This is a genomic window from Synechococcus lacustris Maggiore-St4-Slac, from assembly GCF_024345595.1.
GTDB lineage: Bacteria > Cyanobacteriota > Cyanobacteriia > PCC-6307 > Cyanobiaceae > Synechococcus_D > Synechococcus_D lacustris.
Map to the genome: position 1 here is coordinate 37,244 of NZ_JAGQBK010000001.1, position 26,475 is coordinate 63,718.

A 26,475-nucleotide genomic window follows, 5' to 3' on the forward strand; every position below is an offset into this window, starting at 1 on the left:
TTCGCTCTACTAACTCTAGAAAGCGGAACACTCAACTGGAAGACTGGGCAGGTGTGGAATCCCCTAGCTCCAGCCAAGGACCCATGGCCCATCGCCCTTGCCCTGGGGCAAGAGGCGCGCCGGCGCGGCGTTTTTTTACACCTTCCAGCCCACGGCCGCGGCCGCGCCTGGGCTGGCAATCGCCTGCGGCATCAATTGCCTTGGATGCTCGACCTGCCGGAGCTACCCGCCCTGGGGGGGCCCTTAGTTAGCGATGGGGCGATAGCTGCTTCCCAGCAACGCCTGGCCAATTGTGTTGGCGCCGAGCGCAGTTGGTATGGGGTTAATGGCGCCAGTGGCCTGTTGCAGGCAGCCCTTTTGGGGGCGGTACCCCCTGGGGGGCGGGTGTTGTTGCCGCGCAACCACCACCGCAGCCTTCTGCATGGCTGCCTGTTGGGCAATTTGGAGCCAATTTTTTATGCCCCTCCCTTTGATCAAGCCAGTGGTTTGGCCCAGCCCCTACCTGCCCAGTGGCTAGGGCAGCTACTAAATCAGGTGGGTCCGATTGCTTTGCTGGTGTTGGTGTCGCCCACCTATCAGGGCTTTGCCGCCGATTTAACTGCCTTGGTGGCGATTGCCCATGGCAAAGGGATAGCGGTGTTGGTGGATGAAGCCCATGGAGCCCATTTCAGTTTTGCCAGCAACCTGCCAACTGCAGCCGTAGCAGCCGGGGCTGATCTTGTGGTGCAATCGCTCCATAAGGCCCTCGGGGGCCTTGCCCAAACGGCGGCGCTCCATCTGCAGGGCCGCCGGGTGCAGCTGGAGCAATTGGAGCGGGCCCTGCTTTGGCTGCAAACCAGTAGTACCAGTGCCCTGTTGTTGCTATCTGCGGAACAGGCGGTAGCCCGCAGTTCCAGTGCCCCGGGCCGTTGCCAGCTGCAGGTTTGTTTAAAGCAGGCGGGCGACCTGGCGGCAGTGCTCCAGCGGGAGGGGGTTCCCCTGCTGCAAAACCAAGACCCCCTGCGGCTGATTTTTCACTCAGCCCGCTGGGGCCTTAGCGGTATTGCCGCCGACGAATGGTTGATGGCAAGGGGAATTGTGGCTGAGTGCCCAGAGGCGTTAACACTCACCTTTTGCCTTGGCCTAGCCCCAGTGGCGCCCTTAAGTCGCCCCTTGCGCCGTGGGCTGCGCCAATTAAAACGCCTGCAGGGCAGTGCCTTGCCCTTAAGGCCATTGCAGGCGCCACCTTTTCCCGCTGTGGCTCAATTGCAGTTGCCCCTTGCAGAGGCCTGGCGCCTGGCATCGATCAGTTTGCCGCTAGCTGAAGCAGAGGGAAGAATTGCAGCAGAAACGATCTGCCCATACCCGCCAGGGATTGCATTGCTGCTGCCGGGGGAACGCTTGGATCGAGCACGGATTGATTGGTTGCAGCAACAACTGTTGTTATGGGGGGGGCAGATCGCTGATACGGTGAAGGTTCTGGCCTGAGGCTGGTGTTTATCCAGGCCCCCTATCAGTGGGATTTTGTTACCCCCGGGATACCCGATGGGGCCTTTGAGGCTGCGCCCGGTTTTAGCCCCACGCCGATGGAACAACGGGTGATGCTTTTGGCCCACCTGAGGCCCAGGCCTGATTCCGTTGTGTGGGATGTGGGTGGCGGCACCGGCGCCCTTGCCCTTGAAATTGCCCGATTGCTGCCCCGCGGTCGCGTGCAGGCCCTAGAGCGCGATCCAGAGGCGGTGGAATTACTTGAACGCAATCGGGCCCGCTTTGGCATAAATAATTTGGAGGTGTTGCAGGGTCAAGCCCCGGTTGATTTGCAAAGGCTTGCCCCAAATCCCGATCGGGTGTTGCTTGAGGTGGGGCGCCCCCTTGGGGATGTGCTCAGAGCCGTTTGGGAATCGTTGGCCTTGGGGGGGCGGCTGGTGATCAGCACCTCAAGTTTGGAGGGTTTGGTGGATGCCACCGACCATCTAGGCCAGCTGGAGGCCTCTGATTTACAGGTGGTGCAGGCTACGGTTCATCGCATGCAACGGCGGGGCGACCAAACAAGGTTGGGGGCGGCGGAACCGCTCTTTTTGATCGCAGCAGAGCGCCATCAATGAGCACGCGATGAATAGATGGTTGAGCGGCTTAGCGGCAGCCCTTTTTGCCCTAGTGATCATTTGGCTTGGCGGCTGGTGGTTCACCCTCAGCCTTGGGGTGATTGTGCATTTGGCCCTGCTGGAATTTTTTCGTTTAGCCCAGTTCAAGGGCATAAGGCCTGCCACAAAAACCACCTTGGTGGTGTGCCAATTGCTGTTGATAACCACCCAGTTATTTCCAGGTAGTGCCCTTGCGGCGGCAATTTTGCCGCTTGCGGGCACCGTGATCTGCGGTTGGTTGTTGCTGCAGCCGATCACGGGGAGCATTGCCGATATTGCCGCTTCAATTTTTGGTTTGTTTTACCTGGGCTTTTTACCCAGCCATTGGGTGCGCCTCAGGGCTTCCAGCGATGGTTTAGCAATCACCCTGTTGGCATTTGTTTTGATCTGGGCTGCCGACTGTGGCTCCTACCTCTGGGGCAGCCGCTATGGGCGCACGATGCTCTCTGAGGTGTCTCCAAATAAAACGGTGGAGGGCGCCCTGGCGGGCCTCACGGCCTGCTTGATTTGCGGCGCCTGCGGTGGTGTTTTGCTTGGTTGGCAATGGGGCTGGGCCGTGGGAGCGGTTTTAGGTGCCTTGGTTGCCCTGTTTGCTTTGGTGGGAGATCTAACTGAATCAATGATGAAAAGGGATGCGGGGGTGAAGGATTCAGGGGCCTTAATTCCAGGCCATGGGGGGATTTTAGACCGTGTGGATAGTTATTTGTTTACACCAGCAGTTGTTTTCTATTTTGTTACTTTGATCCAGCCGCTCCTGCGCTAACAATTGAGCTGCCCATTAACTTCAACTGTTGGCCCTCAATTAATATATTCTCAAGCCTAATCGCAGGATCCATTGGCACTGGTATCGCCGCTGGTATCGCCACTGTTGATTTGGAATCAATGGGTTGTAACCAAAGCATGCCATCTAATACTTCTAGGTTGCATTGAATGGATCTGCCATCGTCGCTATATAAACTTAGTTTGTTCTCAGCTATTGCGTAACTAGCTAAATTGTTAGCTCCTAATAGCTGACTGGCGATATTGTTGCTAAAGCTAAGCCAATGGGGATTTGCAAGGGATTTATTTAGATTGGCAGCGCTAAAAGTTACGCAGCCTTGAATCTGAAATTTATGTTTTAGTTGTAATTTTTGCTTTTTGATTAAACCGCCAACTTCAAAATCGATCGGATCGCTTTGGAGTTCCACATTGGCAAGGGCTAGGTTTTGAAAAACAACACCCTTAGCCGTTAGTTTCCCCCCCTGCAGGTGCCCAGCCAATAGCCCAAGGGCCGAGCCATCCAAATCCAAATCAAGCTGCTCCAATTCACTGCAAACACTGGTAAGCCATAAACGCATGCCCTGGCTGAGCAGCTGCATTAGGGGCCCGCTCATCGGCTTTGCCGCCAATGGGATGCCACCAGGGTTGGTTGATCTAGGTGGGGCAGATGCCCGCAGCTTTTGAGTTCCGTGCAGCAATCGCCCAATCGAGTTGCGGCCGCTTGCCGTTGCGCTGCCGGCAGGATGCGGTCGTTTGCACCCCAAAGCACCTGCAGTTCGCAGCTTGGCAATGCACCGTCCACCTCGGCAAAGCCACCACTGCTGGCAAAGGTGGCCAAAGATTCAGCCCAACCAGGTGTTTTTAAGTGCAAACTGGCAATCTCTTCTTCTGCAGGCCCAACACTGGCCTTTGGATCAGCAAATGCCTGCCGGCATAGCCCCCTTCGCACTGCTGGCAGGCCAAGAAATGCAACGCCAAATTTATTAAATGGTGCTGGCAGGGGCCTTGCTTTACCGGTGATGCCCGCAGGAGCAAGCAAAAGCATTTTATCCACTAATTGAGGATTGCTTTGCTCTAATGCCATGGCCAACTGCAATGCCACGGCACCCCCCATGGAGGCACCGATTAAACCGATTTTTTCAAATTGATTAGCCGCCTGAATTAATGGCAGTAGCGCCTTGAGATGACTTAAAACCAGCTGGGGACCGTAGGCGGCGCCAGGGGGCCTTGGGGAGAAACCAAAGCCGCAAAGATCGGGAATCCAAAGTTGATGGGAGCTTGCAAGCAAAGGGGCGAGGCGGCGAAATTCAAGAAATGAACTATCGAAACCATGCAGCATCAGTATTGGTTTCCCTTGGCCCACTACGGCTACGGGCCATTCCAAATCTGCCAGTTTCCCTGGCAGATCGAGGGCTAGCCAGCGAATTGATGCGGCTAGGGCCCTGCCCTGGGGATCCTTGAGCTGCTGGGCAGCCCAATTCAGTGAACTAAGCATCCTTGGGTGCTGCTTACCAATGCAGCCAGTAGATCATCAACAGCCACGGGAAAAGGTAGGTGATGCAAATCGGAATTTGTTTGGCAGGCAAAGCTGCACACCTGTTGCAATTGCTCAAGGCTTGCCTTAGCAAGGCCGAGATCTGCCAAATTCACCGGTAAGCCCAGTTGTTTGAAAAAAGGTGTTAGTTGGCGGCGCGCTTGGGCCGCCAATTGGCTGCCGCCAATTTGTTCCTCTAAGCGCAGTTGCACCAACACTCCAAAGGCAACTTTTTCGCCATGGAGAGAAGCGTGGCAGGCAGGTAATTGGCTGAGGCCGTTGTGCACGGCATGGGCAGCAACGGTGCGGCAACGGGCACCGCCGAGGCCGCCGATTAAACCAGCGGTGAGGGCACTCGCCTCGGCCACCCGAACCCAGGCCTCTGAACCAGGATCCTGCAGGGCAGCCACCCCCTCAATCAGTAATTGATCACGCAAAACCCTGGCCTGTTGAACAGCCTGCTGCACTAAACCATCGCTACTTTGACCACTACTCACGGAGGCTTCGTACCACTTAGCCATGGCATCGGCGATGCCGCTTGCAAGGGTGCGTGCTGGTGCCGTAAGCACTAGTTGATGGTCGAATATCAAAAGTTGTGGGCAGCGCTTGAGGCTTACATCAGCTTGAAAAGCGCCATCGGGGCTGTAGATATTTGCAAGGGCTGTCCAGCCGGCGCAGGTGGCAGCGCTGGTGGGCACAGTGATACATGGTAGATCTAAACGATCAGCTAGTAGTTTGCCGGCATCTAAAACTTTGCCACCACCACTGGCAATTACCCCATCACATTTTGATTGCTGAACTTTTAATTCTAATGCTGCTAAATCTATTTCACAGCAATCAAATTTTAATTCAGCACTTTCAACTGTGAGACCGTTGTTAGTGAGGTTTTGGGCTAATTTCCCCCGCAGGGCACGGGTATTTGGGCTGCGGCCTAGTAGCAGTGGTTTGCTGGAGATTTTTTTGATATCCGCTAGGCCCTGTTGCCATACCCCAGGCCCCCGCCACAGCTGGGCGGGGGCGATGGAATGCTGGCTGCTGGCAGGGGCTGTCATCCCCTAATCAAACACCAGCGCTAGCCAACTCGGGCTGCTCTTGGGGCAGGGTTGTTTGCCTGATTACAACCTGCTTGTCTTCGTTCACATCCACTAGGGCGGCATCACCATCTTTAAGGCGCCCAGAGAGGAATTCCTCCGCAAGGGAATCTTCAAGTAAGCGCATAACGGCACGCCTTAGGGGGCGTGCTCCATAGCTGGGGTTGTAACCCTCTTCCACTAAGCGCTCTTTAAATGATTCAGTAACAGAAAGGCTTATACCTTTCTCCTGCATGCGGGTGAATACTTCCCTAAGCATGATATCGGCAATAAGCTTAACTTCGTCGCGGTTGAGCTGGCGGAATACAATTATTTCATCGAGCCTGTTGAGGAATTCAGGCCTGAAATATTGCTTGAGTTCTTCGTTAACCAAGGAGCGAATTCGATTATATTGGTTCTCTTCAACATCACCACCGCCAAATTCAAAGCCGAGGCCGCCGCCACCTTTTTCAATTACTTTTGAGCCGATGTTAGAAGTCATAATAATAAGTGTATTTTTGAAATCAACGGTGCGACCTTTTGAGTCGGTTAATCTGCCGTCTTCAAGTAGTTGTAGGAGCAGATTAAATACATCTGGGTGGGCTTTCTCAATTTCATCAAACAAAACGACCGTATAGGGGCGCCTTCTTACTGCTTCCGTGAGTTGTCCGCCTTCGTTAAAGCCCACGTAGCCGGGGGGGGAACCAATCAATTTGCTAACGGTATGGCGTTCCATGAATTCGCTCATATCTAAGCGGATCATGGATTCTTCACTGCCGAAGAAATATGCGGCTAAAGCTTTTGTTAACTCGGTTTTACCAACACCTGTTGGGCCCGAGAAAATAAAGCTGGCAATCGGCCTATTAGGGTTTTTAAGGCCAACACGGGCGCGCCTAATCGCTTTTGAAACAGCCTTAACGGCTTCGTCTTGCCCGATCAACCTTTGATGGAGAGTTTCCTCCATATTTAGTAATTTGGCAGATTCTGTTTCAGTTAATTTTTGAACTGGAACGCCTGTCCAGGAGGCAACAATCTGGGCAATGTCCTCTTCGCTCACCACTGGGGTGCCGTCTGTTGTGGTTTCAGCTGGTTTGGCTTGTTCGCCATCGGCTGGGGCTTCATTGCTGGCTGCAATTTCATCACGGCGGGCTTGGGTTATGCCACGAACCTGTTCGCGCAACTCAACTTCCTTATCGCGTAACTCACCAGCTTTTGTGTAGTTCTGCTCCCTAACGGCCAACTCCTTATCTTTTTGAACTGCCCGCAACTGCTTGTCTAATTCCTTGGCCGCAGGGGGCAATTTCGAATTTAACAAGCGAACCCTGCTGCCGGCCTCATCAACAAGATCAATTGCCTTATCAGGTAAAAATCGATCGGAGATATAGCGATCGCCAAGGGTTGCAGCAGCTATTAGGGCATCGTCGGATATTTTTAGGCGATGGTGAGTTTCATAACGCTCTTTTAGGCCCCGCAAAATTTCAATGGTTTCGGCCACTGATGGCTCACCAACCATCACGGGCTGGAAGCGGCGCTCAAGGGCTGCATCCCGCTCAATATGTTTGCGGTATTCGTCTAAAGTGGTTGCACCAATGCACTGCAGTTCCCCCCTTGCAAGGGCAGGTTTGAGAATATTTGCAGCATCGATTGCACCCTCAGCGGCACCCGCTCCAATCAAGGTGTGAACCTCATCAATAACAAGGATCACATTGCCGGCACCACGGATTTCTTCCATGATTTTTTTAAGCCGCTCTTCAAATTCACCTCTGTATTTAGTACCTGCTACAAGCAGACCGATATCAAGGGTTAAAACTCGCTTTTCTTCTAAAATATCGGGAACTTCACCATCGATTATGCGCTGGGCTAAGCCCTCAGCGATGGCGGTTTTACCAACACCTGGTTCACCAATTAAAACGGGATTATTTTTAGTGCGGCGACCAAGTATTTGAATTACCCGTTCAATTTCATTTTGCCTACCCACCACTGGATCGAGTTTGCCATCGGAGGCCAATTGGGTGAGGTTGCTACCAAATTCGTCGAGGGTGGGCGTTTTGGTGGAGCCTTTGCTGCCACCCCCAGCGCTCACCTCAGCGGTTTCACCAAGCATGCGAATTACTTGGGTGCGAACCTTGGCTAGATCAACGCCAAGATTTTCTAAAACCCTTGCGGCTACACCTTCGCCTTCGCGAATTAAACCAAGCAGCAGATGTTCAGTGCCGATGTAGTTGTGGCCCAGCTGACGCGCCTCCTCCAGGGAGAGTTCAAGAACGCGTTTGGCCCTGGGTGTAAAAGGTATTTCAACGGCAACAAAACCTGAACCTCGGCCAATAATTTTCTCAACTTCAACGCGAGCATCTTTGAGGTTTACCCCCATTGATTTCAAAACCTTGGCCGCTACACCAGTGCCTTCACCGATCAAACCCAGCAGGATTTGCTCAGTGCCAACGAAGTTGTGACCCAAACGGCGGGCCTCTTCTTGGGCCAGCATGATCACTTTGATGGCTTTTTCGGTAAACCGCTCGAACATGGTTTGGCGGCAGAGCCTGCAGATGATCCCAACCTATCAGGAATTGAAGGGGGGCTGTGGGGGGAAAACCGATAACTTGGCCTGAACTGCATTTAGCTGCTTTTTAATGCTTTAAAATCAAACGCAAGTTTGGCTGCTACTGGTTACATTGGCCGGAAAACCGTACCGCTAAAAAAATTTCCCGCTAAAATACTTAGCTTAAATTTCGCAGATTTCTTTTACTTTAATCAGGGCATTGTCGCCATTTCGGTAGTAGTTATTACGGATTCCGCAAGTAGAAAATCCAACCCCTTCATACAGGGCAATGGCGGCCTGATTTGCCTCTGAAACCTCAAGGCTGGCCCGCAGGCATCCCTGCTCCTTTGCCCTGGCGAGGAGATTTTGGAGCAGCTTTGTGCCAAGGCCAAGCCTTCTTTTGCTCGGCTCCACAGCCACCATGCTGATTTGGATTTCATCTGCCACCACCCAGCCGCAGATCAAGCCCAGCAGTGTTTCTGCCCCTGGGGTACTCCAGTAGCCAATGCAAATATTTGCCTGCCGCTCCAATTCTTCCTGCCACTGTTTTTCGCTCCAAAAGCCGCCGAGGGCCCTTTGATCCAGGGCTAAACATGCTGCTTTTGCGTTCAACCCAAGCTTTGTTGGGGCCGAAGGGCTGAAAAGATAGGGGATCGGTTCCAACTGCATAGCGATGGCAATGGCAAGTACCCCCGGGTTGCCCTGGGCTGATGGAGCTATTGATCTTGAAAGCCCCAACCGCAATCTTGCCCCGATTAGTACCGATTTGGATGCCCAGGGGCGCCTGCGGGTGGGTGGCTGTGTTTTAAGCGACCTGGCGGCCCGTTTTGGCACACCTTTATATGTGCTTGATGAGCTCAGCCTTCGCCAGGCCTGCATCGCCTATCGCCAAGCCCTGGCGCGCCATTACCCCGGCCCTTCACTGGCCATCTACGCATCAAAAGCAAATAGCAGTTTGGCAATTACTGCCCTAGTGGCCTCTGAGGGCTTGGGCTTAGATGCTGTTTCCGCTGGTGAATTACTCACTGCCCTAGAGGGGGGGATGCCGCCGGAAAGGATCGTGCTCCACGGCAACAACAAATCCCCTGAGGAATTAAGCCTTGCCCTGCAACATGGCATTTGTGTTGTTGTAGACAACTGGCGTGATCTTGAGCTTTTGCAGGAGCTTTGCCAGGGGCATGGGGGCCAGGTGCCCCTATTGCTGCGTTTTACCCCTGGCATTGAATGCCATACCCATGAATACATCCGCACTGGCCACTTAGATAGCAAATTTGGCTTTGATCCCGACCAGCTGGAGGCGGTGTTGCGCCATTTGGCTGGTTGCAGCTGGGCAAAGCTAAGGGGATTGCATGCCCATATCGGCTCACAGATTTTTGAACTAAATCCCCACCGCGACCTGGCGGCGGTACTTGCCGATGCCATGGTGCTGGCCCATTCCCTCGGCCACACCATCAGCGATTTAAACGTTGGCGGTGGCCTTGGGATCCGCTACGTGCGCTCCGATGATCCCCCCAGCATTGAACGCTGGGTGCAGGTGGTGGCAGAGGCAATCGCAGGGGCCTGCCGGGAGCGGGGCCTTGAATTGCCGCGGCTGTTGTGTGAACCGGGCCGTTCCCTGGTGGCAGCGGCGGGCGTAACCCTCTATCAAATCGGCAGCCGCAAGGAGATCGCCGGCTTCAGCACCTATGTGGCGGTTGATGGAGGCATGAGCGACAACCCCAGGCCGATTACCTATCAATCCCAATACACGGCTTGCTTGGCCGATCAGGCCAATGCCCCAGCAGTTGAGAGCGTTACTTTGGCTGGAAAGCATTGCGAATCCGGCGATGTGCTGCTGCGCAACCTGGCTTTGCCATTAAGTAAACCCGGTGATGTGTTGGTGGTGTTGGCTACAGGCGCCTACAACGCCTCGATGGCTTCCAACTACAACCGCATACCCAGGCCGGCAGCTGTTTTGGTGGCGGATGGTAGAGCTGAATTGGTGCAAAGGCGGGAGCGGCCAGACGAGTTGCTGCGCTACGACGTACTGCCAGAACGCTTGAAATCGGTAAGTTGAATTAATTAAGGGGAGGTGTTTAGGTGTTCTGGCTGCGGTTGAGTTTCGACCTGCTGTTTGCCGGCAGCCTCGGCTTCCTGCTGCTCGGCAGGGTTACTGAACCCCGCACCCTCTGGTTGTTGCGCGGCTATTTGTTACTGGTGGCTGTGGCTTGGTTGCTGCAGCGTTATGGCGATTTGCCCCTCACCTCCAAATTAATGGAGGCGCTGGTGCTGGTGTGTGGCCTTGCGCTCGCAATTTTGCTGCAGGGGGAATTGCGCCGCCTGATGGAATTACTTGGCACTGGCCGCTTGGATGTGCTGCTCGGTAGCCGTCAAACGGGTAGGCAAGATTCCAGCACCGTTGATATTTTGGTTGACACGGTGGGCCAGCTTTCCAAGCGCCGCTGTGGCGGCTTAATAGTGTTGGATTTGGGCAGTGATTTGCGGCCCGAAGACTTTTTGAATCCAGGCATTCAAATCGATGCTTTGCTTTCAGTTGATTTGATGCTCAATTTATTTTCTTCTGAAACCCCATTGCACGATGGCGCGGTATTGCTTCAGGCCAATCGAATTGCATCCGCCGGTGTGATTTTGCCACTTTCGCGGCAAAGCATCACCCGCCATGGCACCAGACACCTGGCGGCCCTTGGGCTCACCGAAAGGCATGAACGTTGTTTATGCGTGGTGGTAAGTGAAGAATCAGGCACCATTTCACTTGCCTGCCAAGGCAAATTTGAACGGCCAATCACAAGGGAGCGACTGCGCGCCCTTCTTGGTGAAGCCCTGCAATTGCAATCTGGTGATCGCCGCAAGCGCCAGGCGCGTACGCTTTCCAAAGCTCAAACCGCTGGCGATCTCGCCGAAGCCTCTGCCAAGAACCGCCCATGAGCCGGCCCCTGGTGGCGATCCCCAGCCCCACCTCCCATTTCTGCTTACCTGAAGGCCTCGATCCCAGTCGCTTGCCTGGCCATGTGGCATTAATCATGGATGGCAATGGCCGTTGGGCCTCCCAGCGGGGCTTGCCAAGGATGATGGGCCACCGCAGGGGAGTGGAAGCATTAAAAAACACCCTGCGCCTATGCAACAACTGGGGCATAGCAACGCTCACCGCCTACGCCTTCTCCACTGAAAACTGGTCGCGTCCGGGAGAGGAGGTGAGTTTTTTAATGACCCTGTTTGAGCGGGTGTTAGCAAAGGAATTGGCAGCTCTTGAAAAGGAGCAGGTGCGCATTCGTTTCTTGGGGGATCTCACCGCTTTACCCGAGGGATTGCAGCAGCTGATTGCCGATGCCACCGCCCGCACCGCAAATAACAGTGGCATTCATTTCAATGTTTGCACCAACTACGGCAGCCGCCACGAACTTGTGCAAGCAGCAAAAGCCCTAGCCAGACGCGTTAAAAGTGGCGAATTAGATCCAGAGGCAATCAACGAGCATCTATTGGGGCTTGAATTGCACACCGCCGGTGAATGCGACCCTGATTTATTAATACGCACCAGCGGCGAATATCGGCTTAGTAATTTCCTGCTTTGGCAGCTGGCCTATGCGGAATTCCATGTAACAGACGTTCTTTGGCCTGATTTTGATGGGGCGGCACTGGAAGCAGCTCTGCTGGATTATCAAGGTCGCCGCCGCCGCTTTGGTGGTGTACCGGAGAGTGCTAAATGACAGTTGCCCTGCGCCATGATTGGGAGCTTGCCGAAATTGAAGCTCTATTAAATCTGCCTTTAGTTGATTTGCTGTGGCAAGCCCAGCAGGTGCACCGGGAAGCAAACCCCGGCTATCAGGTGCAGCTCGCTTCTCTGCTGAGCGTGCGCACCGGAGGCTGCGAAGAAGACTGCGCCTATTGCCCCCAATCGATGCACAACAGCAGTGATGTGAGCGGTGGGCCCCAGTTGGAATTACAAGTGGCAGCGGTGTTGGAGCGGGCTAAGGCGGCAAAAGAAGCAGGCGCCCAAAGATTTTGCATGGGCTGGGCCTGGCGGGAAATCAGGGATGGTGCCCCGTTTGAAGCGATGTTGGAGATGGTTGCTGGGGTGAAACAGCTTGGGATGGAAGCCTGTGTTACCGCCGGCATGCTCAGCAATGGCCAGGCGGATCGTTTGGCCCAAGCGGGGCTTACCTCCTATAACCACAATTTAGATACGAGCCCCGAGTACTACGCCGAAATAATTAGCACTCGCACCTATCAAGATCGCTTAGAAACGCTTCAACGGGTACGAAAAGCGGGGATAAGTTTGTGTTGCGGCGGCATTATTGGCATGGGTGAAACATTAAAAGACCGTGCTTCGATGTTGCAGGTGTTAGCTAACCTTGATCCCCAGCCTGAAAGTGTTCCCATCAATGGTTTGGTGGCAGTGGAGGGAACGCCCCTTGAAAACCAACAGCCCTATGAAAGCCTTGATTTATTGCGCATGGTGGCCACTGCGCGCATCTTGATGCCCCACAGCCGGGTGAGGCTTAGCGCAGGGCGGGAGCAATTGAATCAAGAAGCCCAAATTCTTTGTTTGTTGGCTGGGGCCGATTCCATTTTCTACGGCGATACTCTGCTCACCACATCTAATCCCGCCGTGGAAGCAGATAGGGCATTGCTGGCTGCCGCAGGCGTGCAACCTTTTAGCATTAGTTGAGCTGCCCTTGACCTACCTAGTTGCAGCTTTCTATAAATTTGCACAACTCGATAATCTCGAGAGTTTGCGCCAAAAGCTGCTTAAAAACGCCGAAATAGGTGGTTTGCAAGGCACCTTGCTTTTAGCGGCAGAGGGTATTAATGCCACATTATGTGGTTCGGAAATTGGCATTAAAGATTTTATTGATTTACTGCGAAAAGAAGAAGCATTTAATGAATTGGAGGTTAAATATAGCTGGAGTGCAAAAAAATGTTTTCACCGCCTTAAGATTCGGATCAAGAGTGAGATCGTAACCATTGGCATTCCTGAGCTGAATCCCCAGCAGCAGGTGGGTAATTATGTGCAGCCGCAGCGTTGGGATGATTTAATTAAGCAGCCAAATACCTTGGTAATTGATACGCGCAACAATTATGAAATAGCCGTTGGCAGTTTCCCCGGTGCGATCGATCCCGGCCTTGATAATTTCCGTGGCTTTCCAGCTTGGGTAGAACAAGAATTGAAGCCATTAATGAAAAAGCACAAGGCAGAACGCCTTGCTTTATTTTGCACAGGTGGCATCCGCTGTGAAAAAGCAACCGCTCTTTTGGTTGCCCAGGGGTTTAGCGATGTTCATCATTTAGAAGGCGGAATATTAAAGTATTTAGAGCAGATTCCAGCCGAGCGCAGTAGCTGGCAGGGGGACTGTTTTGTATTTGATCAGCGGGTTGCTTTAAACCACCAGCTTGCCCCCAGTGAATACAGTCTTTGTTTTGCCTGTGGCATGCCACTGGCCGCCGCTGATCGGGCCTTATCAAGTTATGTGGCGGGGGTTAGTTGCCGCCACTGCAAAGAGAATTTTAGTGAAGCTGATCGCCAACGTTTTGCTGAACGTCAACAACAAATGCAATTGGCCGCGGCCCGTGGTGAAAATCATTTAGGTTCTAATTCTCTATCAAATAAGCAGATGCCGTCCCTGGCTGATTTGGAAGCATTTGCTGCCCAGCAGGGGCTGATTTTGCGCCTGCAAATTGGCGGTGGATTAGGACTAAAAACCCTGCGGGTGGCGGTTGCTCGCCGTGATGCGGGGCGCCTTTTGCTGCTGGGTGAACTTAAGGGCTGGTCTTTACCCTTTGCCAATGGTTTGCACCTAGACACCCTGCGAGTGCAAGGCAATCAGCTGCAGGGGGTGGCCGATTTAATTTGGGCTGCAACATTTGCCTGGGCCCTGGAGCAAACCCCATGCCGTAGAGCTAATTTACTTGCAATACGCGATAACAGTAAGCAACATCAAAAACTTGTTCGTTATTTCCGTAGACTTGGTTTCACAGCCCATAGGGAATTGGCGGCCAGCCCAATTGATTTACCCCTGCGTTTGGTGTGGGGTGGTTCTGGATTATTGATGCGAGGTGATTGCACCGAGGGCCTTGCCCGCAGCAGTGGCCGCATCGCGATGGTATGGCCCTCCTTGAATAATAGTGCTAGCTCTATAGATTTGCTCAAGCAAAATTAATCTTGCTAATTCATGGGGGAAGGTAAGTGCTGAAAGGCTGATTATTTGATCTGCTTTAGCCTTTAACTGTGGGCTGTGGCCATCGGCACCACCAATAACAAATGCCAAGCGATTGGAGCTAAGTTCATTTAATTCATTTGCTAGCTGGCGTGAACTAAAATGCTTGCCATCTTCACTTAAAAGTAATAATTTCTCATTATTTTTTAAACTTGCCAGCACCGCCTGAGCCTCCTTGTCTGGCGTTGAATCTTTGAGTTCTATTATTTCAAGGCCAACTAAACGTTTGCAATACATTGCTGCCCCATCATGCAACCAGCCGGGCCGCTGTTTGCCGATTGCAATTATGCGAATCCGTGACAAATTAAGCATTTGCATTAGCCTGTGTTCTGGCAAGTTTTCATTTCCCAACGCTCTTGGTTTTATTCATGCTTGATGTTCCACCCGTAATAACAGCAGCTGATGATAATTGGGCTGCAACCGCAGAATTTTACGCTCTGATCCCCTGGGCTGATTCAACCACCACGGTGCGTGGCTTCAGCGCCAATACCTATTTAAATCCCAGCTTGATCTTTGCGGAGCAGTTGCAATCTGCCTTTGCAATGCGTGCAAGTGTTGAATATAAGCGGCTTGGCTTGCTCAGCGATGTGAGCTACACCCAGCTTGGTGCGCAGAAATCATTTAATACAAGCCGGGGCTTGTTAAACGGAAATTCAACTGTTACTTCTATTAATGGCATCTATGATTTAGCGCTGCGCTATCGCCTTGGCGCAAAGGAAGCAGCTGTGGGGGCGCCCGGTGAATTTAGTTTGATTCCCTATGCCGGCGTGCGGGTAGTTCAAGCCCAATTGCTTGTGGCGGCCCAGCTCCAAGGCCAAAGAACTTATCTAAACCAAGGAACCCTTTCCCGCACCTGGGCGGAACCGCTCTTGGGTTTACAGGGAAGCATCTTTCTAGCTCCGCGCTTGCGGGCATTTGGCCGCGCTGATATTGCTGGTTTTGGCTTGGCAGGCCAGCAAGACCTCACTGGAAACGCCCAATTGGGCTTGGGTTATGCCGTTGGCAATAACACAAGTTTGAATGTTTCGATGCGATATTTTGGCCAGGCTTGGAATAATGGAGCAACACCTGATAATGGCTACAACAGTTATCAATATGGCCCTGAAGTTTCAGTGAAATTCTTCTTTTAAGGGCGATAAATGTAGTTAGTTTTTCTCGGCGTGATAGCTGCTGCGCACTAGGGGGCCACTGCGCACTTGTGCAAAACCTAAGCCAGTGGCAATGGCAGCCAATTCGGCAAATTCAGCGGGTGTCCAGTAGCGAGCTACGGGGATGTGGGCAAGGGACGGCCTTAGGTATTGCCCCAGGGTGAGCCTTTGGCACTGCGCTTGCCGCAAAGCCTCCATCGCCGCCACTACTTCGGCTTTGCTTTCACCTAGGCCAAGCATTAAGCCGCTTTTGGTTGGAATATTTGGGGCTATCTCGTGGGCAGCAGCCAGCAGCCCAAGCGAATGGCACCAGGTGGCACCGCGGCGCACTTCCCCCTGGAGCCGTTGCACCGTTTCCAAGTTGTGGTTGAAGCACACTGGATTGGCGCTCAACACCTGGCTTAGCCGTAGCCGTTGACTGCTTAAGCCAGCCTCTAGATCCCGCTGGCCACCCCAAAAGTCGGGTGTTAATACCTCAATTGCTATTTGCGGTAGGCGTTTGCGAATTGCTGCCATGGTGTTTGTAAAAAGGCTTGCGCCGTGGTCTTCCATGTCGTCGCGAGCAACGGCTGTGAGCACCACATATTTGAGCTGCAATTTCTCAACGGCCTCTGCCACCCGTTCCGCCTCTAGGGGATCAGCTGCTGCTGGTGGTAATCCCTTCTCCACTTGGCAAAAAGCACAACTGCGGGTGCAGATGGGCCCCCCAAGTAAAAAAGTTGCAGTGCCGGCTGCATAGCACTCAGCTCGATTCGGGCAGCGGCCCTCTTCACAAATGGTGTGAAGCCTTTGCTGTTTAACCACAGCTTGCACCGCTTCTAATTGAGTTGCAGCTCCGATCGGTCGCCGCAACCAACTTGGCAATCTTTGCTGCGGGGGGATGTGGCTGTAGCGACTTGTTTTTCCCATGGCAGTTTGCCTATTCCATGGCCCGGCGCCCCTCAAGGGCCCGAGCCAGGGTTACTTCATCGGCATATTCCAATTCGCTACCCATGGGCAGGCCGTAGGCAATACGGGTTACTTGGCAAAATGGTTTCAGTAGCCGTCCCAGGTAGAGGCTTGTGGTGTCGCCTTCAACGCTTGGGGTTAAAGCCAAAATCACCTCTTTAACCTCCTCTGGATCAAGGCGTTTTAGCAAGGACTGGATCATCAAAGCCTCTGGGCCGATGCCATCCATGGGTGAGATCAAGCCGCCAAGAACGTGGTAACTGCCTTTGTATTCCCGAGTGCGTTCAAGCGCTAGCAGGTCGCGGGAATCGGCCACAACACAAATCAGGCCAATGTTGCGATCTTGATTTAGGCAAATGTTGCAAAGGGTTTCTGCCGATAGGTGGCCGCAGCGTTGGCATTGCCCCACCTGTTGCCTTGCAGCCAGGAGGGCTTCAGCAAATGCCTGGCTTTGCTCTTCAGGTTGGCGCAGTAAATAAAGGGCCAATCTTTGGGCCGTGCGGGGACCAATGCCCGGCAGCCGCTCGAACTGCTCAATCAGCCGAGCCAAGGGGCGGGTGAAGGCAGACAGCTGGCTAAAGCAATTATCGCGAATCTAGGCAGGCCGCGGCGCAAGAATGGCAGCAGCTTCCTGTTGCTTGGCTCTCCCATGAAGGTTTCGGCTTTGTTTCGGGGGGTCCCCCGCCTGATCTGTGTGTTGCTGTTGGTGTTGCTGGTGGGCTGTTCAGCTGCGGCGGCTGGCTTAAACCGCTACAGCAGCGCCGATGGCCGCTACGCCTTTTTGTATCCAACCGGTTGGATACGGGTGGCCATCAGCGATGGCCCTGAAGTTGTTTTCCATGATCTGATTAATAGCGATGAAACCCTCAGCCTTGTGATCGCTCCAGTTGATCCAGATAAACGGCTTGAGGATTTAGGCAGTGCAGTGGCGGTGGGAGAAAAACTGGGACGCACGGTTATCGCCCCTGCCGGCAGCGGCCGTGAGGCGGATTTAGTGGAAGCAAGCGAACGGGCCGACCAGGGCCGCACCTTCTACGACCTGGAATACAAAGTGCACCTGGCCGATCGTGATCGCCATGAATTTGCCACGGTGGTGGCTGATAAGGGCAAGCTTTATACCCTTGCCGCTAGCACCAATGAGGTGCGTTGGGATCGGGTGGCAACGATGTTTCGCAGTGTTGTTAGCTCCTTCACCTTGAACTATTGATACCCGATCTTCTGGTGGTGGGAGCTGGCCTGGCGGGCGGCTTGTTAGCGCTGGAAGCAGCAGACCGTGGCGCCAAGGTACGCATTATTTCAACTGCGCCTATGGCAACCCCCATCAGTTATGGGGGGGTGCAGCTGGCAGCGCTTGAACAATGGCAGCGCCTTGAAAAGCGCCATGGATTTTTGGGTTTGGAGCCAGCTGAGCTTTTGCTCTATTGGCTGGAAGATCAAAAACCAAACATTCCCCCAGGGGCCCAGCGCTTGGAGCCAAGCCAATGGCGCGGCCTGGAACCGCTGTTGGTGGATGCCCCCCTAGGCGGTGTGGTGGCCATGCCCTACGCCAGGGTTGACCCCCTTGTTCTAACTGAAAAACTAACAAAAGCCCTTGCAGCAGCTGGGGTGCAACAGCGCAATCTGCTGCTGCAAGGCCTGCTGCTGGAGGAGGGGGTGGTGCGCGGCTGCAAAACAAAGGCGGGGGAGGAGATTTTGGCCCAGCACACGGTGTTGGCGGCCGGTGCAGCCACGGCCCCACTCCTGGCCAGCATCGGTTGCAGCCTGCCCTTGCTGGATTGCAGCTGGGCTGCGTTGTTGCAATTGGAAGCTGGTTTGCTGGATGATTTTTTTTGTGGGCAAGCCAGCGATCAACCCAAGGCGATCGTGATGCCCATGGAGCTAAAACGCATGGAGCGCGAACGCTCAACCAGCGGCGCTCAACTTATTTGTGATGGGGGAATTGCCCCTTGGGGCAAGGCAAAGGTGTTTGGCCAGGCTTCCTTTTTTGGCGAACCAATTGGCCATATTGATAAGCCCAACCCTGCCGTTATGCGGGCTGGGTTGAAGGAAGCGGCAAAAAGCCTGCTGCCCCAGCAGCTGTGGCCGAGCTTGGCTGAACTTCCCATGGCGCTGCAACCGGTGGCCTTCAGCCGTGATGGGTTAGCTCTGGTGGGCCCCATCAGCCGCTTTAAGGGCCTATCGGTTTTTACCGCTTTTTCTGCCGCTTTTTCCCTGGTGCCAGGCTTAGCACCAGTGCTAGCAGCTGCAATTTTAGATCCGAAGCGTTCAATGGAAGCGCTAAGCAACTTGGAGCTGTTGCCAGAGCGGCTGCCTGCGATCTAACAATTGCTGAGTAGGCTTGATTTATTAGGCAGGTGCTTTTTTGACCTGCAAACTGAGTTCCATGTCTCAGGCCAGCCCCACCTCCTCGCAGCTGAGCGATCACAACCAGGTGGGTGTAACCCTGGCGGGAGTTGGCGGAGTGTTGCTGCTGTGGGCCCTGTTCTGGCCCGTGCCCACGGAGGTGGAAGGCATGGGCGTTTTGATTTACCCCAATAACGCTGGCATCCTCAACGCCCGAGCCGGTGGCCAGGTGCGGGAGGTGTTTGTAAAGGAGGGTGAGTTGGTGGCGCGCGGCCAGGTGCTGATGCAGCTATACCTGCCTGTGCTGGAGCGCCAGCTCGACCAGCAGCGCGGCAACCTGCGCCAGCTGCAACGGGATAACGCCCAGCTCGATGGGCGAGATTCCTTGCGCTTACTCACTGAGAAGCGGGCTTTGGATACAGCCCTAGCCAAGTATTCCAACGATCGCCGCCGCTACGGCGAACTGCAATCGACCTACTCCAATAAATTGCGGAACTTGGATTGGCTGGCCAAGCGGGAGGTGGTGGCGCCCCTTTCCTCTGAGGTGGTGACGTCGGAGCAGGGGCTCACCACAACCAGCGTCAATCTCGACGACGTGAAAATCAACGAAAAGAATGTGGTGACGAACTACCAGCAGGTGAAGCTCACGATCGAAACCCAGGCCCTGCAGCGCCGCTATCAAATCGATGATCTCAAGCGACAGATCCAGGTAACCAAGGCCAAAATCAACTACGACGGCAAGGTACATGCCGACCGGAACGGCACAGTATTGGATCTGCAGGTGATCTCCGGCCAAACCGTGGGCACCGGTCAGCGGTTGGGCACGATTGGCCGCACTGAGCAAGCCAATGCAAAAACCCGCCCGCTTCGGGTGGTGGCCTACTTCGCGCCCGCCGATGCCCGCCGTCTGCCCGATGGGTTGCCCGTGGAGGTGGTGCCACAGTGGAATCAGCGCGGTCGCTTCGGCGGCATTGTGGGCAAGGTGACGCAGGTGCTCACCCTGCCCGCCACCCAAGACGACATCTCCACCACCACCGGCAACGCGCAGTTGGCCCAAGAACTCACCAAGAACGGCCCTGTGATGCGCAGTGAAATCGAGCTGGAGCGAGATCCCTCCAGCGTGGATGGTTACCGATGGACCCTCTCGGGGGGGAGTGGAGTGTTTCCGATCCGCGATGGTCTCACCGTGTCAACCCATGCCTATGTGGAGTGGCGCTCGCCGATCAGCTACGTGATTCCTGGCCTGCGTTCCATCACCGGTGGCTTCCGCACTCCCTGGATCGACCTGCGCTGGAACCGCCCTTCCCTGCGTCAACCCAACACCTTGCCATGAGTCGCCCTGAGAAGTTTTGGTCCCTGTCGCGGATCCGTAACCCTTTGCTGCGGCAGGAGTTTCCCTGGCTGGTGAGCGAGGTGGTGTTGCTGTTAATCCTGTTTAATGCCAACCCGCCGGAGTTGTGGTTTTGGCTGGTGGTGATGGTGGTGGTGCTGCTCTATCGGGTTGAGCGTTGGTGGTCTTCGCGGCCCAACGCCTAAGCACTCAGCCCAGGATGGCGCTCCACTGGCGTTCTGTGCTTGCGATGGTTTCGTCCATGCGGTTGAGCACCATCCATCGTGAGGCCACCCGCTGGAGTTGCTTGGGGTTGAGGAGCCGATAGGCAGCCAGGGATTCGGGCGACTGCAGGGCCTCCAGGGGAAGTGTTGATCGAGGGGAGCTCGGCGGCGGCTGCAGCTGCAATGAATCACTCAATTGCTCCTGCCAGGCCAGCAGTCGCTGGGCCACCCCCTGCACAAAGGAAATTCCAATGGAGTAGTCGCCCTGCAGACCCCAACCCTGCCAGTCGACATTGGGCAGGCGCCGCAGTTCATCGAGATCGAGGATCAGGGCTTCGCTGGCCTGGTCCAGCAATGTCCACATCTTTGCAACTGGATGCTGGCTAGCCAGGCTGCCCAGCTCCAGCAGGGCGCCCTGGCGTTGGTTGCGGAGGCTCAACAGCTCGATGCGCAGGCTGCGGACCTGTTGCCCCAGCTCAAGCCGGCGTTGCACCTGGGGTTGGGGCTGCACAGCCTGCTGCAGGCTTTGTCCCAGATCCACCAGCAGCTGCAGCAGTCCCTCCCGCTGCTGGATCCGGGCCCGTGTGGGCCAGAACAGGCGCAGGCTCAGCAGGGCCATCAGGATGCCGAACGCAGTCCAGAGCAAGCGCAGCGGGATCCAGCTGTCGAGCTGCTGGTCGTGGGTGAGCCAGCCCATCACCACCACGAAGCAGCACACCGTGTAGCCCACGGTGAGCCGAAACGAGCCGGCGATCAACCGGGCCAGCAGCAGCGCCAAAGGCAGCGCCACCACCAGCGGCAGATCCCCCCAGGCCCGGTAGCCGAAAAACACCACAACGGCTCCAACGGTGGTGCCAACCAGGCGCTGTCGGCCGAGTTCGAGGGTGTTGCCGTAGTTGCCCACGGTGACGCTCAGCACCGCCAGGGAGGCGTAAAGCGCAAAGGGCAGGCCGGTGAGGCTGGCGAAGCCGTTCACCACTGTCACGGTGGCGGCGAGGCGCACCGTGTCCCGCAGGGCTGGGCTGGTCATCGGCTCGATTCCAATCGCTGCAGCAGCAGGGCTCGGCTGTGCAGCAGCTGTTGCAGGTCTTGGCACTGTTGGCCGATGGCCAGCAGCAGGGGCTGGGGGGCGCCCAGGCGCCCGGCTTCCTCCAGCCAGAGCTCTGCCGGCCTCAAAGGAACCAGCACCGCATGGGCTTGCATGCGGGCAGCCAGATCGGCGAGCGAGCTGCGGAGCAGCGGCTGGGGATTTTCTGTTGGCAGTGGGGTGGCCAGCTGCCGCAGCAGCGGCTCCAGCAGCAGCCACTGGCGTAGCACTTGGCGCCAGAGGCTACCGGCCTGGGCCCAGCGGTTTAGCAGCTGTTTGCTGTGGGCGGGCATGGGAAGGCCCTGGTTTTGGTTGCGCAGCTGTTGCAATAGCTGAATGCTGGGGAGCAGATCCTGGGAACGCAGGGCTGCAGGGGGCGCACCGCCGTTGCCTAACCACTGCTGAATCGCCGTGATCTGCGCACCGAGCTGGCTGGCAATCTTGGCTTCCAGGGCGGGCAGCTGTTGCAGGGGCTGCCGAGGCCACAGCGCCCAAGTGGCGATCTGCGCCATCAGGATCCCCACCACCGCCGCAAGTGCCATGTTGAAGATCAGTGCCCAGTTGAACTGGTTGCCGCGGTGCATCAGTTCCAGGGCCCAGCAGCCCGTGTAACCCATGCTGAGGCCCTTGAGCAGCCCCAGGCTTCGCACCAGTACACCGGTGGTTAGCAGGGCAAGGCCCAGCACCACCCAGCTGGTGGAGATCTCATGCAACACCATGGCGGTGAGAATGCCTATCAAGGTACCGCCAACGATTTGGCCGATACTGCGAGCTGGGGTGAGGTCGTTCTCATTCACAAACATCACGGCCATCACCAGCGCCAGCCACAGCACATTGCTGCGGCCGGTCCAGAGCATGATTCCGATCGAGAGGCTGCTGGCCAGCCAGATCCGCAAACTGTTGCGCCAAAGAGGGCTCAGGGCGGGCAGGGCAAAGGCCATGGTGATGTTTCTCGGCTCAGGGTTGGCCCGGGGCGCTGCTGCTGAGCTGCGGCTGGGTGAGTTGCAATTGCGGCTGGATTGGCGCGTTGGAATCCCTGGGCATCGGCAGAAGCTCCTTCAACAGCTTGGCGTAGGTGATGTTCACGTTCACCGTGGCGTTGAGCCGTTGCACCAGGCTGTTGATTAAACGCTCCTGGGTATTAGAGAGATTGAGCTCGCTATCGAGGCCTGTGAGATAGCGCAGGCGCGCGTCGCGAAAGGCCTCAAGGGCTGCGGCCACGCCGCGGCGGGCTGAGCTGAGCTTGGCCAGGCTGGCTTCGTGGTTAAAGAAGGCCTGCTCGATCCGCAGGCGGATGTCGTTGCGCGTGGCGGCGTACTGCTGCGCAGCGGCCGCCTCCCGTTTGGCCAGGGCCCGCGCCTGGCCTGCGGTGTTGCCGGCATCAAACAGCAGCCAGGTGAAAGTGAGTCCCGCAGACCAGTCCCCACCGCTGGTGCTGGAGAGAGGCAGGGCGGTGGAGCCGCAGCAGCCCCCCCCAGCAAGGGCGAAGTTGCCCAGGCTGGTTTGGGAGCTGTTGCCACCGGCGCTGGCAAAAAGGGAAAGTTTCGGCAGCAAGCCTGCAGCGGTGGCCTGGCTTTGTTGGCTGAGGGCCGTGCGGGTGGCCAAGATCGCCTCCAGTTCGGGATTGCCCCGATAGGCCGCCAGCAGGCTGCTTTCCAGATCGAGCGGCCAGCGGGGCTGCACCACGATCGGGTCGCTGGGGCTGGGGATCACGCTGGCGGGCAGGTTGAGCAGCACCGCCAGCTGGCGGCGTGCCACCGCCCGGTCGGCCAGCGATTGGATCAGGGTTTCTTCATCGGAGGCCAGGATGGCGCGCCGCCGCAACACATTGAGCCTGGGCACTAGGCCGGCCTGTTTGAGGTCGAGGGTGTCCTGCAGGATCAATAGATCGTTGCGCAGGTTGGCGTCGTAAACGCGCACTAGTTGGTCGTTTTGCTGCAGCTGGTAGTAGGCCTCACTCACCTGCAGCTGCAGGCTGCGCAGCTGGTTGGCGTAGGTGTTGCGCTGCTGCTCCAGGCTGGCGCGCGCCGCGCGAACCGTTGGGGTGCGGGCGAAGTTGAGCAGGGCGTAGTTGAGCTGCAAGCCGCCTTCAATGCCCCATTCCCCGGAGGTGGCCGCCACGGAACCGCCGTTGGGCACATAGAAGGGGCCGGCGGTGGGGCTTCCGGTTTGGGCAGTGCTGGTGGATGGGGAGGTGGGGGTGAGCAGGCCGTTGCTATCAAACAGCTCGCCAAAGCCGAGGTTGTTGTTGGGTTTGTTGGAGGTGGTGCTGCTGCGGCTGCCCTCGTATCCACCATTGGCAAAGGCGCTGATCGTTGGCCAGTAGCTGCCCATGGCGGCCTGGAGGCTGGCCAAGGCGGCGGCCACCTGTTCCCGCTGGGCTTGCAGGCTTGGGCTGTTGGCAAAGGCGATCGCCAGGGCCTGCTCCAGGCTGAGGCTGGCGACGCCTTCGGCCTGGAGTTGCTGGGCAGTGGGCAGATCTAGGGGCGGAGCGGCCACGGCGTTGGCCGGTTGGATCGGGCCGTTGGCCGCTTGGTTGGCCTTAATTAGGTTGGCTGGCAACTGCGGCGTGGCGAGCACGTTGCCCACCGGGGGCTCGGGCTCAGTGGGGAGCAGCTGATCGAGCGCCCGCAGTTGCGCATCAAGCTTTTGCCAGCTGCGCTCTAGGAGCTGGGTGGTTTGGGATTGCAGCGGTTGGGCGGATAGCGGAGCCGGCAACACCTGAACCGGCAATAGCCCCGCCCACAACAGTGCCAGGGCGCGCTTACTGATTGCCACGGTGATGTTGATCAACGCCTTGGTAGCCGCAGCTTGATTGCTGCAGCCACTGAACTGGGCTGGGGGTGTTCGGCTGTAGAGGCGGCAGCAGGAAAATTAATTGGCGTTTTATTAGGCAAGGGCGATCCAATTGTTTTGGAAGCGTTCAATCGCTTGCAAAAGTTGATTGCAAACCATTGCCCTGCGCCCGCCACTACTTGCCAGCAGTGTATCCATCACCTTTGGGTTTTCGTATATCTGCTGTTCCGCTGTTTCAAGGGCAGAGCTCCATTGATGTGAATCTTGCTTAGTTAGGGGGTTTGGCCAGATATTTGCGTAACAGATCAATTGGTTTGCAATAAAACTGAGCACATCTAGTTCCACTTCAAGCAGATTTTGTAATTCAGGCCCATCCATTGGCAGCATCGGCAAGCGCAGCAGGGTGCGGTAGTAGCCAATCAGCTCAGTGAAAAATTGCTCTTCTAAATCCCAAAGGCGTAATAGCCTTTCGCCATTGCGATCGGCGCCAAGTTCCACTAATGCTGCAGGCCGTTGATTTTGCAACGCCATCAATTTACTTAAAAGCCCATCACGGCGCTGCCGTTTGATCTCTGCCTGCATATCTACGCCAATCTTTAAATGCTGAACTCTTTCCTGCAACGCCTCAGCAAAACCATTGAATAGGGCCTGGGAAAGCTTTTTATGTTCCGCTAAAGCGCGGCTTGGCCAAAAGGCATTGATTGCTATTAAAGACAACAAAACGCCGATCAAAGTAACTAGTAAGCGGATTGGAAGCCAACTATTAATTGAATTGGCATGCACGGTCCAGCCCATCACCACCACCAGCCCTGCCACCTTGTAGCCGGAGCGCAAACCCAATGAGCCACCAAATATTCTGGTGCAGGCAAGGCTTATGCCGATGCCAATCGGCATCGGCATCGAAGTTGCGATTGTGTTGTGGCCAATAAATAAAATTAAACTCCCCAAAATGGTGCCTTGAATTCTCTGTACTCCCAAGGTCCAGCTGTTGCCGAGGGTACCTGATAACACTGCTGCCACAGCCATTGGGGCATACATGGGATCAGGCAAGCCCAAGGTAATTGTTAGCCCGGCTGATAAACCTGCCGTGAGGGCAAGGCGCACTTCGCTCTGATTAAAAAGGCGATAATTAGGAACCATTAGGCTGATATTTCAGCGTTGCTCGCTAGTTGCAAGCTTTTGATGCTGCTAATTAGGCGGTGTAATTCATCTTCAACGGCAAGCAGCAGCAATGGGGGAATATTTGTTTGGCTTGCAACCTTGAGCAGCTGGCGGCGGTTTGTTGAATTTAGCTCAGTAACGTCAAGTTTTGTATTCAATGATTGGTGAAGTGTGTTTAGCCACGGGCCCTGTTCAAGGCCATCAAATGTTGCAGGAAGCCAGCTAATTAAGCGCAATAGCTGCATGCTGTGGTGATTAACCCGCTCCCAGAGAATGCACCTTTGGCGCCAATGCTTTCGCGTGGCTGCTCCATGGGGTCTACTGCGCAATTCATCGTTTACCAGTTGGCTGAGCTGGCCTATTAGCCTGGAGCCTTCTAGGGGCACTTGAGCTTCTGGGGCGGCTGCTGTTCCAAATAATAATTGTTGAATATTAAGCAGCCTTTTGCTAAGAAGCTGCCTTAATTTTAAATCAAGGCTATAAATTTCAGCTAGGCGATTAATTGGCCAGAGTAAATTACTAACTGCTATGGCCACCAGCACACCGATTAGGGTGTCGATGGTGCGATTGAGTATGTATAACCAATCTAGGGAGCTGTATTCAGCAACAAGGAATAACATTGAAAGCAAAACAACTCCAGTGGCAAGGCCCGCCTGCCAGCGGCACCAGCGCAAAATCGGCACCAGGATCAACAAGGAAACAGTTAGTGCTACCCAACCTTGGAGCACTGTGTGCACAACAAAACCCACTACGCCTGCGGCCACCGTGCCCAACATCCGACCGCGGGAGGCGGCAATCACCCTGGTTTCAGTTTCATCCATGCACATCACCACCGCCAAAAGCGGGTACCAAATGAAGCTCACTTGATCGGTGGCAAGAGCAATGCTGCCAGCGATGGCAGCAGCTACAAAATATTTAATTGCGTTTTTGAGAGCTTGCTGGTTCAGCTCAGCCGTCACCCCGCAACCCCCTACCGCGTAATTCCAAGTCCTCCTCCGGTTCCTGAAGGGTTTGGGTGTGATGGGTAGGTGCCGCTTCCACCTGGGCTTCCTTGCGTTTTGGCATGGCTTTCAATTTACGTTTTAAGGCCTCATCCATAGCAGCAACTGGTGTTTCATCATTGGAATTCTGGTGGGTATTAGGCATCAAAAATAGGGAGATACAAAAGCTTGATAATTCAATTATTAGGCCTTGGCTAGGC

27 protein-coding genes are annotated in these 26,475 nt (G+C 55.4%); 13 read left to right on the forward strand and 14 right to left on the reverse strand.

Annotated elements, in window-relative coordinates; all coding sequences use genetic code 11:
- The first annotated feature begins 51 nt into the window (after positions 1–51).
- From KBY68_RS00190 to KBY68_RS00200, 3 genes are read left to right on the forward strand one after another with little or no spacing between them, the layout of a single operon-like run.
- Entirely contained in the window at positions 52–1,467 is a 1,416-nt protein-coding gene (locus KBY68_RS00190) for an aminotransferase class I/II-fold pyridoxal phosphate-dependent enzyme (protein ID WP_255095450.1), read from the forward strand.
- Positions 1,468–1,472: 5 nt separating this feature from the next.
- Positions 1,473–2,084, forward strand: coding sequence for a precorrin-6Y C5,15-methyltransferase subunit CbiT (gene cbiT / locus KBY68_RS00195; protein WP_106499741.1), 612 nt, complete (start codon positions 1,473–1,475; stop codon positions 2,082–2,084).
- Positions 2,085–2,091: 7 nt separating this feature from the next.
- A complete protein-coding gene (locus KBY68_RS00200) occupies positions 2,092–2,886 on the forward strand; it encodes a phosphatidate cytidylyltransferase (protein ID WP_106499740.1) in 795 nt (264 codons plus the stop codon).
- Here KBY68_RS00200 and KBY68_RS00205 read toward each other — a convergent pair.
- From KBY68_RS00205 to rimI, 5 genes are all read right to left on the reverse strand, one after another.
- Positions 2,858–3,496 (reverse strand): LmeA family phospholipid-binding protein, encoded by a 639-nt coding sequence (locus KBY68_RS00205; protein ID WP_255095451.1) that lies wholly within the window; start codon positions 3,494–3,496, stop codon positions 2,858–2,860. The two genes, KBY68_RS00200 and KBY68_RS00205, sit on opposite strands and share 29 nt — an antisense overlap.
- Positions 3,493–4,377, reverse strand: a complete 885-nt coding sequence (locus KBY68_RS00210) for an alpha/beta fold hydrolase (protein ID WP_255095452.1) — start codon at positions 4,375–4,377, stop codon at positions 3,493–3,495. The genes KBY68_RS00205 and KBY68_RS00210 overlap by 4 nt, the downstream gene beginning before the upstream one ends.
- The gene (locus KBY68_RS00215; protein WP_255095453.1) at positions 4,362–5,468 is read right to left on the reverse strand and encodes an iron-containing alcohol dehydrogenase family protein; all 1,107 of its coding nucleotides are present in this window, start codon (positions 5,466–5,468) and stop codon (positions 4,362–4,364) included. Before KBY68_RS00215 ends, KBY68_RS00210 begins: the two co-directional genes overlap by 16 nt.
- A gap of 7 nt (positions 5,469–5,475) precedes the next feature.
- Positions 5,476–8,010: an ATP-dependent Clp protease ATP-binding subunit gene (locus KBY68_RS00220; RefSeq protein ID WP_255095454.1), complete on the reverse strand. Its 2,535-nt coding sequence runs from the start codon at positions 8,008–8,010 to the stop codon at positions 5,476–5,478.
- Between the two features lie 198 nt (positions 8,011–8,208).
- Positions 8,209–8,637, reverse strand: a complete 429-nt coding sequence (rimI, locus tag KBY68_RS00225; protein ID WP_255095455.1) for a ribosomal protein S18-alanine N-acetyltransferase — start codon at positions 8,635–8,637, stop codon at positions 8,209–8,211.
- Between the two features lie 67 nt (positions 8,638–8,704).
- Between rimI and lysA the strand changes: the two genes are divergently transcribed.
- Genes lysA through trhO form a run of 5 tightly spaced genes read left to right on the forward strand, consistent with a single transcriptional unit; the run spans position 8,705 to position 14,180 of the window.
- Positions 8,705–10,081, forward strand: a complete 1,377-nt coding sequence (lysA, locus tag KBY68_RS00230; RefSeq protein ID WP_255095456.1) for a diaminopimelate decarboxylase — start codon at positions 8,705–8,707, stop codon at positions 10,079–10,081.
- Between the two features lie 23 nt (positions 10,082–10,104).
- Positions 10,105–10,950 carry a diadenylate cyclase CdaA gene (cdaA, locus tag KBY68_RS00235; protein ID WP_106499734.1) on the forward strand — a complete coding sequence of 282 codons (846 nt, stop codon included), beginning with the start codon at positions 10,105–10,107 and terminating at the stop codon, positions 10,948–10,950.
- Positions 10,947–11,729: an undecaprenyl pyrophosphate synthase gene (locus KBY68_RS00240; protein WP_255095457.1), complete on the forward strand. Its 783-nt coding sequence runs from the start codon at positions 10,947–10,949 to the stop codon at positions 11,727–11,729. The genes cdaA and KBY68_RS00240 overlap by 4 nt, the downstream gene beginning before the upstream one ends.
- Positions 11,726–12,691, forward strand: a complete 966-nt coding sequence (gene bioB, locus KBY68_RS00245; RefSeq protein ID WP_255095458.1) for a biotin synthase BioB — start codon at positions 11,726–11,728, stop codon at positions 12,689–12,691. Before KBY68_RS00240 ends, bioB begins: the two co-directional genes overlap by 4 nt.
- A 7-nt stretch (positions 12,692–12,698) precedes the next feature.
- On the forward strand, positions 12,699–14,180 hold the full coding sequence (trhO, locus tag KBY68_RS12295; protein WP_315855632.1) for an oxygen-dependent tRNA uridine(34) hydroxylase TrhO: 1,482 nt from the start codon (positions 12,699–12,701) through the stop codon (positions 14,178–14,180).
- Here trhO and KBY68_RS00260 read toward each other — a convergent pair.
- The gene (locus tag KBY68_RS00260) at positions 14,064–14,549 is read right to left on the reverse strand and encodes a 23S rRNA (pseudouridine(1915)-N(3))-methyltransferase RlmH (protein ID WP_106499744.1); all 486 of its coding nucleotides are present in this window, start codon (positions 14,547–14,549) and stop codon (positions 14,064–14,066) included. The genes trhO and KBY68_RS00260 overlap by 117 nt on opposite strands.
- 56 nt (positions 14,550–14,605) lie before the next feature.
- Here KBY68_RS00260 and KBY68_RS00265 point away from each other — a divergent pair, with 56 nt between their 5' ends.
- On the forward strand, positions 14,606–15,367 hold the full coding sequence (locus KBY68_RS00265; protein ID WP_255095459.1) for a hypothetical protein: 762 nt from the start codon (positions 14,606–14,608) through the stop codon (positions 15,365–15,367).
- A 15-nt stretch (positions 15,368–15,382) separates the two neighbouring features.
- Here KBY68_RS00265 and lipA read toward each other — a convergent pair whose 3' ends face one another.
- A complete protein-coding gene (gene lipA / locus KBY68_RS00270) occupies positions 15,383–16,294 on the reverse strand; it encodes a lipoyl synthase (protein ID WP_255095460.1) in 912 nt (303 codons plus the stop codon).
- A 10-nt stretch (positions 16,295–16,304) separates the two neighbouring features.
- Positions 16,305–16,883 (reverse strand): recombination mediator RecR, encoded by a 579-nt coding sequence (recR, locus tag KBY68_RS00275; protein WP_255095461.1) that lies wholly within the window; start codon positions 16,881–16,883, stop codon positions 16,305–16,307.
- Between the two features lie 99 nt (positions 16,884–16,982).
- Here recR and psbP point away from each other — a divergent pair, with 99 nt between their 5' ends.
- The 4 genes from psbP (at position 16,983) to KBY68_RS00295 (ending at position 20,212) form a co-directional block, all read left to right on the forward strand.
- Positions 16,983–17,540: a photosystem II reaction center PsbP gene (gene psbP / locus KBY68_RS00280; protein ID WP_255095462.1), complete on the forward strand. Its 558-nt coding sequence runs from the start codon at positions 16,983–16,985 to the stop codon at positions 17,538–17,540.
- Entirely contained in the window at positions 17,537–18,655 is a 1,119-nt protein-coding gene (locus tag KBY68_RS00285; RefSeq protein WP_255095463.1) for an FAD-dependent oxidoreductase, read from the forward strand. The genes psbP and KBY68_RS00285 overlap by 4 nt, the downstream gene beginning before the upstream one ends.
- A 61-nt stretch (positions 18,656–18,716) precedes the next feature.
- A complete protein-coding gene (locus KBY68_RS00290; protein ID WP_255095464.1) occupies positions 18,717–20,009 on the forward strand; it encodes an NHLP bacteriocin system secretion protein in 1,293 nt (430 codons plus the stop codon).
- The gene (locus KBY68_RS00295; RefSeq protein WP_106499724.1) at positions 20,006–20,212 is read left to right on the forward strand and encodes a hypothetical protein; all 207 of its coding nucleotides are present in this window, start codon (positions 20,006–20,008) and stop codon (positions 20,210–20,212) included. The genes KBY68_RS00290 and KBY68_RS00295 overlap by 4 nt, the downstream gene beginning before the upstream one ends.
- A gap of 4 nt (positions 20,213–20,216) precedes the next feature.
- Here the strand turns inward: KBY68_RS00295 and KBY68_RS00300 are convergent, their stop codons facing one another.
- The 6 genes from KBY68_RS00300 to KBY68_RS00325 all read right to left on the reverse strand — a co-directional run bounded on the left by KBY68_RS00300 (position 20,217) and on the right by KBY68_RS00325 (position 26,420).
- Positions 20,217–21,260 (reverse strand): FUSC family protein, encoded by a 1,044-nt coding sequence (locus tag KBY68_RS00300; protein ID WP_255095465.1) that lies wholly within the window; start codon positions 21,258–21,260, stop codon positions 20,217–20,219.
- Positions 21,257–22,258, reverse strand: coding sequence for an FUSC family protein (locus KBY68_RS00305; RefSeq protein WP_255095466.1), 1,002 nt, complete (start codon positions 22,256–22,258; stop codon positions 21,257–21,259). Before KBY68_RS00305 ends, KBY68_RS00300 begins: the two co-directional genes overlap by 4 nt.
- A 16-nt stretch (positions 22,259–22,274) precedes the next feature.
- Positions 22,275–24,095 carry a TolC family protein gene (locus tag KBY68_RS00310; protein WP_255095467.1) on the reverse strand — a complete coding sequence of 607 codons (1,821 nt, stop codon included), beginning with the start codon at positions 24,093–24,095 and terminating at the stop codon, positions 22,275–22,277.
- 111 nt (positions 24,096–24,206) lie between these two features.
- Positions 24,207–25,253, reverse strand: a complete 1,047-nt coding sequence (locus KBY68_RS00315; protein WP_255095468.1) for an FUSC family protein — start codon at positions 25,251–25,253, stop codon at positions 24,207–24,209.
- Positions 25,253–26,233 (reverse strand): FUSC family protein, encoded by a 981-nt coding sequence (locus KBY68_RS00320; protein WP_255095469.1) that lies wholly within the window; start codon positions 26,231–26,233, stop codon positions 25,253–25,255. Before KBY68_RS00320 ends, KBY68_RS00315 begins: the two co-directional genes overlap by 1 nt.
- Positions 26,223–26,420 (reverse strand): hypothetical protein, encoded by a 198-nt coding sequence (locus tag KBY68_RS00325; protein WP_255095470.1) that lies wholly within the window; start codon positions 26,418–26,420, stop codon positions 26,223–26,225. The genes KBY68_RS00320 and KBY68_RS00325 overlap by 11 nt, the downstream gene beginning before the upstream one ends.
- Positions 26,421–26,475 lie beyond the last annotated feature (55 nt).